The organism is Pseudonocardia nigra (genome assembly GCF_019396355.1).
GTDB classification, from domain to species: Bacteria; Actinomycetota; Actinomycetes; order Mycobacteriales; family Pseudonocardiaceae; genus Pseudonocardia; species Pseudonocardia nigra.
The window spans coordinates 10557-15686 of record NZ_JAHKRK010000196.1 but is presented as its reverse complement, the minus strand read 5'-3'; the positions used below and the strand labels follow the sequence as shown (position 1 = coordinate 15686).

Here is a 5130-nt window from a genome sequence, read left to right as displayed (position 1 = left end):
TCCGCTACAATACCAAGCGTCTACACTCCGCGCTCGGCTACCGGACCCCTAAAGAGGTCCACGACGAATACCTGAATCAGCAGCTCGTAGCGTAATCAAGAGCCATAACACCTGTCCGGAAAATGCAGGGCCGCCCAGATTGGGCCAAAGGCGTCTGGAACGACACGGGCCGCTGCAGTGACCCCGCCAGTTCAACGCCAACAGCACAGGGGTGGTAACGATTCAACGCGCGGGAAGGAGAGATCAGTAACAGCTCCCGCTCCCCCCGGAGGCCACCCCGCATGGCTGCGCGCGTCACCGCTGACAACCCCACCGGCGTCGACACCTTCGATCACAGCGACATCGCCCACCTCCCCGAGTACGCCGCGGCGAGCCGCGCGCTCGATGCGCTGGGCCACGCAATCGGCCGCGCCGAGATCGATCTCGGCCAGCAACGATGGCTGGAGGTCGTGGGCGAGATGGCTGCCGCGCTCCCCTACGCGGACGCGTGCAGCGAATGCACCGGCCCCGTGCCCACGCCCGCGCCCCATGCAGCCGCGGTCAACGATGAGTGGCTCAATGGGCAGTACCGGTGCCCGAGCTGTGCAGCAACGTGGACGTGCGGGTACGCGGCTAACCCGCATCTCTCCGACGACTAACGACCCTTCGGCCAGATCACGAACCCCTCTCTGGCAACCTTAGGTGAGGTGCCCCGGGTCCGCCTCGGGAGGCTGTCCCGGACCTCGTGGACGTTCAGGTGGTGGTCCCCCGCCTGAGTCCTGCCGCGCGGGTATGTACTTCGTTGATCCGCCACGAGCACCACGAGGGAGGGGACCGCCGCCGCGCGCAGGGCCTATGGACGCTGTGATCCTGATCACGCACCGCCGCGAGGCGGGTCGACCAGCCCGCGCCCGGGTAGCCAACGCACGTGCCTGGGCCAGACGTCATGCAGGCTCACGTTGCGTGCGGCTGCGGAGAGCCCGGGGCAAGCCCGAGAGCACACCCGTAGCTGGCTCGAGCACTTCGGCTTTCCCGCCGAGGCTGTCGACGACGTCGAGCTGGCCGTCAACGAGGCGGTCAGCAACGCCGTGGAGCACGCGTATCCACCCGAGGTCGCGGACGGGGTCGTCGAAATTGCCGGCGAGGTGGAGGTTCTTCCCGATCGATGGCGACAGATTCGGTTCTGGGTGCGGGACCGCGGCCGGTGGCGGCCCCAGCCCTCCGACCCGGGATTTCGCGGCCGCGGGCTGCTCATGATGGCCGCGCTGATGGCTGAGGCGATCATTCGCCATGGCGATCCGGCCCGTGGGCACGGCACCGAGATCGTGCTGCTCACCCCACCAGTCCCGCCTGCATCATCCTGACCTGCCTGCTCGATGCACCGAGCAGGCGTGGCAAGCCCGTTGCCCACACTCGTGGCTGCGGACCTGGCCCCGAAAACCGATGTGCCCCTCGCTTAAGACTCCGTCGGCATTGATCGGTGGAGTCCAGGCCGGGCGCCGGATCAGACAGAAGGGATGACCGGCTGGGTCGGCGTACACGTGGTCGCCATGCGGTATGCGCCGCCGCTCCCAGCGCCGCTGAGCGAGGTCACGACGAACGGGAATCGCGCTGAACGTGGACGGCGCACTGGATCGAGCACGACCACCGAATATTGGGCTGCTGGCGCCGACCCTACTCGCGCGCCTCGGCCACGAGGCCAGCGTCCTGCTCGAGAGCGATCTCCAGCCACACCGGGCCGGGCGTTCGCGCCACGCACGTCTTCCTCGGGCTGCTGAGCGGTAGCTCGTCTACTGGCCGGTGATCGGGAGGTAGACGCGTGCGCCGTGCTCGGTGAACTCCACGGCTTTCTCGTCCATGCCTGCCTCGATGGCCTCGACGCTGGTCAGCCCGTGTGCCTCGGCGTAGTCCCGGACATCCTGCGTGATCTTCATGGAGCAGAACTTCGGCCCGCACATCGAGCAGAAGTGCGCGGTCTTGGCCGGTTCGGCGGGCAGGGTCTCGTCGTGGAAGGACTGCGCGGTGTCCGGGTCGAGGGAGAGCCGGAACTGATCAGCCCAGCGGAAGTCGAACCGCGCCTGGGACAACGCGTCGTCGCGGGCTTGGGCGCGTGGGTGTTCCTTGGCCAGGTCCGCAGCATGCGCGGCGATCTTGTAGGTGATCACCCCGGTCTTGACGTCGTCGCGGTTGGGCAGGCCCAGGTGCTCCTTGGGTGTGACGTAGCACAGCATCGCGGTGCCTGCCTGCGCGATCGTGGCCGCGCCGATCGCGGAGGTGATGTGGTCATAGCCCGGCGCGATATCGGTGGCCAGCGGGCCCAGGGTGTAGAACGGTGCCTCGTCGCACCACTGCTCTTCCAGCCGCACGTTCTCCGCGATCTTGTGCATCGGGATGTGGCCCGGCCCTTCGATCATCACCTGCACGTCACGGGCCCGGGCGACCTGAGTCAGCTCGCCCAGGGTCTTGAGCTCGGACAGCTGCGCGTCGTCATTGGCGTCGGCGATCGAACCCGGCCGCAGCCCGTCACCGAGGGAGAAGGTGACGTCGTAGCTGCGCAGGATGTCGCACAGCTCCGCGAAGTGGGTGTAGAGGAACGACTCGCGGTGGTGCGCCAAACACCACGCCGCCATGATCGACCCGCCGCGGGACACGATCCCGGTGACCCGCTTCGCGGTGAGCGGCACGTAGCGCAGCAGCACCCCGGCGTGCACCGTCATATAGTCCACACCCTGCTCGCACTGCTCGATCACGGTATCCCGGTAGACCTCCCAGGACAGCTTCGCCGGGTCCCCACCCACTTTCTCCAGGGCCTGGTAGATCGGCACCGTCCCGATCGGTACCGGGGAGTTGCGGATGATCCATTCGCGGGTGGCGTGGATGTCACGGCCGGTGGACAGGTCCATCACGTTGTCGGCGCCCCAGCGGATGGCCCACACCATCTTGTCCACCTCCTCCTCGATCGAGGAGGTCACCGCGGAGTTCCCGATGTTGGCGTTGATCTTCACCAGGAACTTCTTGCCGATGATCATCGGCTCGGACTCGGGGTGCTTGCGGTTGGCCGGGATCACCGCGCGCCCGATCGCCACCTCGTGACGCACCAGCTCGACGTCAACACCCTCGCGGATCGCAATGAACCGCATCTCCGGCGTAACGACCCCGGCCTTGGCGCACGCGACCTGGGTGACCGCGCCGTCGATCGGTTCACGGCCGGCGATCCAGTCCGCGCGCAACCTCGGCAGTCCTGCGCGGACGTCGATCGAAGCGGTCTCGTCGGTATAGGGGCCGGAGGTGTCGTAGACGTCGAAGTGCTCGCCGTTGGACAGCTCGACCCGGCGCACGGGGACGCGGATGTCGTCCGGGCCCTCGATGTAGGCCTTGCGCGAGCCCTGAATGGGCCCGGTGGTGATCGTCGGAGAGACAGACGTGTCCTGCAGTGCCGTCATCGCGGCTTCCTCCCTACGCCGGCATTACCCGGACAGGTTCGATCGGTCGGCGGCGCCCACCCCTCGATCAAGGAGGAAAGCCGCCCTCTCAGCCCGCTTACGGTGCGAGCTCCCGTGGCTATGAAGTTCTCACCCGCGACCCTAGCCGCCACCGCCCAGTCGCGCACCACCTACTCGCCGCCCGGCCCTGCGCCGTGTCGCGTTGTCCTCCCAGGCGTGGTGGACGCGCACGTAGGTGCCGATGCTCGCCAATGAGCGGTGCCGGGTCTGGTGGGCGATCGCGCGGTCCGAGGCGCCGCGCAGGTGGGCGAACGTGACGAACCCAGCGCGCAGGGAGTGCGCGGAGTAGGGGCCGCCGGCGATCGCGGCGCGGTCGACCGCGACCTGGACCCGGTTGTTGATCGACTCGGGGTGCAAGGGGCGGTGGAGGGCTCGGTTGCCGGTGCTGACCTTGCGCAGCACCGGCCCGTCGGACGTCGTCGCGGTCTCGCCACCAGCTGGTGAACTCGGCCCAATCGCTGCGGTAGCCGCGCAGCGTGTTCGGTGCCCGGGCCGCGTCGAGATAGGCGGCCTCGGCCTCGATGAACGGCAGCTCGTTGCGCAGCGCGAGGAGATCCACCCCGGGGGATTGATCACCGGAGGTTCGTCCGGGCCAGCGGCGGCGTTCATGCGGTCTGCTCGTCGGTGCCGCGGGCGAGCAGCCGATCGGTGAGCTCGACCGTCGCCAGGTACCACCAGAAGGTCCAGTCCAGGAAAGCTGGACCGTAGTCGCCCTGCTGGCCGCGCCGCCGAGCGTCGCGGCGTGGCGGATGAGCGCGGCTTGCAGCCGGGCACCTGTCGGGTCGAGCAGGGACTGCAGTCGGGTCTTGGTCGCGCCCGGAACCGGAGCCCGCGCCATGATCAGCGCCGAGGGCCGCGGCAATGTGGGCCTGGGGTGCGGTGGGGCCGGTCATGGTGTCGCTGATTGCGGGATGAGGGTCTCGAGGGGGCGGCGGGCGGCGTCAGCACCGCCGGCCCGCGCGTACACGGCCATGGCGGCGGCGCCGGCCAGCCAGAACGCCACAACCAGCAGGTAGGACACGGTCGCTCCCAGAGATGCGGCGAGGCTGGGCAGGACCAGGGTGCCGACGATGGCCCCGACCCGGCCGATCGCGACCGACGTGCCGACCCCGGTGGCGCGCAGGTGGGTGGGGAACAGTTCGGTGAACGTCGGGTAGGCCGAGGTCCACGCAGCGGTGCCGAACGCGTTTGCGACGACGAACGCCACGGTCACCAACGTCGCGCTGCCGGTGGCGGTCGCGGCGGCGAGGAGCCCGACGCCGATCGCGGCGAAGGTGTAGGTGGCGATGACGGTGACGCGGTGACCGATCCGGTCGAACACGACGCTCATGGCCAGCCCGCCGGCCAGCGCGCCGAGGTTGCCGATGATGTAGAAGAACGGGATCTGGGCCTGGGAGATGTGGACCAGCGGCAGCACGACCACCGAGAGCAGCGCGAACAGCCCGTAGTAACCGAACGCCTCCGCCAGATCCAGGGCGGCGCCCAGAGCGAGCCGCCCGGGATGGTCCCGGAGGAGTTCCCACAGCGCGGCCCGCGGCCTTGGCGCCACCGTTGCTACGCTGCTTCCTGCGCGTCTGTCCACTCTTTGAGGACTTCTTGGGGTGTCCTGTAGCCGAGGGTTGAGTGGAGACGTCTGCGATTGTACCAG

Annotated in this window: 6 protein-coding genes (1 of these 6 cut by a window edge); 2 read left to right on the top strand and 4 right to left on the bottom strand. The window is 68.6% G+C overall.

The features are described from left to right. Nucleotides 1-281 precede the first annotated feature (281 nt). Together KME75_RS32570 and KME75_RS32565 are read left to right on the top strand one after the other, a co-directional pair. Nucleotides 282-638: a hypothetical protein gene (locus KME75_RS32570; protein ID WP_219418783.1), complete on the top strand. Its 357-nt coding sequence runs from the start codon at nucleotides 282-284 to the stop codon at nucleotides 636-638. A 300-nt stretch (nucleotides 639-938) separates the two neighbouring features. Continuing rightward, entirely contained in the window at nucleotides 939-1343 is a 405-nt protein-coding gene (locus tag KME75_RS32565) for an ATP-binding protein (protein WP_219418782.1), read from the top strand. Nucleotides 1344-1769: 426 nt separating this feature from the next. Here KME75_RS32565 and thiC read toward each other — a convergent pair whose 3' ends face one another. The 4 genes from thiC to KME75_RS32545 form a co-directional block, all read right to left on the bottom strand. Continuing rightward, the gene (gene thiC, locus KME75_RS32560; protein WP_219418781.1) at nucleotides 1770-3422 is read right to left on the bottom strand and encodes a phosphomethylpyrimidine synthase ThiC; all 1653 of its coding nucleotides are present in this window, start codon (nucleotides 3420-3422) and stop codon (nucleotides 1770-1772) included. A 141-nt stretch (nucleotides 3423-3563) separates the two neighbouring features. Further along, nucleotides 3564-3884 (bottom strand): site-specific integrase, encoded by a 321-nt coding sequence (locus tag KME75_RS32555; RefSeq protein ID WP_219418780.1) that lies wholly within the window; start codon nucleotides 3882-3884, stop codon nucleotides 3564-3566. Between the two features lie 487 nt (nucleotides 3885-4371). Continuing rightward, nucleotides 4372-5031, bottom strand: coding sequence for an MFS transporter (locus KME75_RS32550; protein WP_219418779.1), 660 nt, complete (start codon nucleotides 5029-5031; stop codon nucleotides 4372-4374). Nucleotides 5032-5036: 5 nt separating this feature from the next. Next, a protein-coding gene (locus KME75_RS32545) for an MFS transporter (protein ID WP_219418778.1) crosses the window boundary here: on the bottom strand, nucleotides 5037-5130 show its 3' portion. It continues 758 nt past the right edge of the window; the window shows 94 of its 852 coding nt (coding positions 759-852); its start codon lies off the right edge, out of view; the stop codon is at nucleotides 5037-5039.

Bases quoted from the DNA above. Each gene is read 5' to 3' on its own strand.
- KME75_RS32570 (WP_219418783.1), top strand. From the start codon at position 282: ATGGCTGCGCGCGTCACCGCTGACAACCCCACCGGCGTCGACACCTTC.
- thiC (WP_219418781.1), bottom strand. From the start codon at position 3,422: ATGACGGCACTGCAGGACACGTCTGTCTCTCCGACGATCACCACCGGG.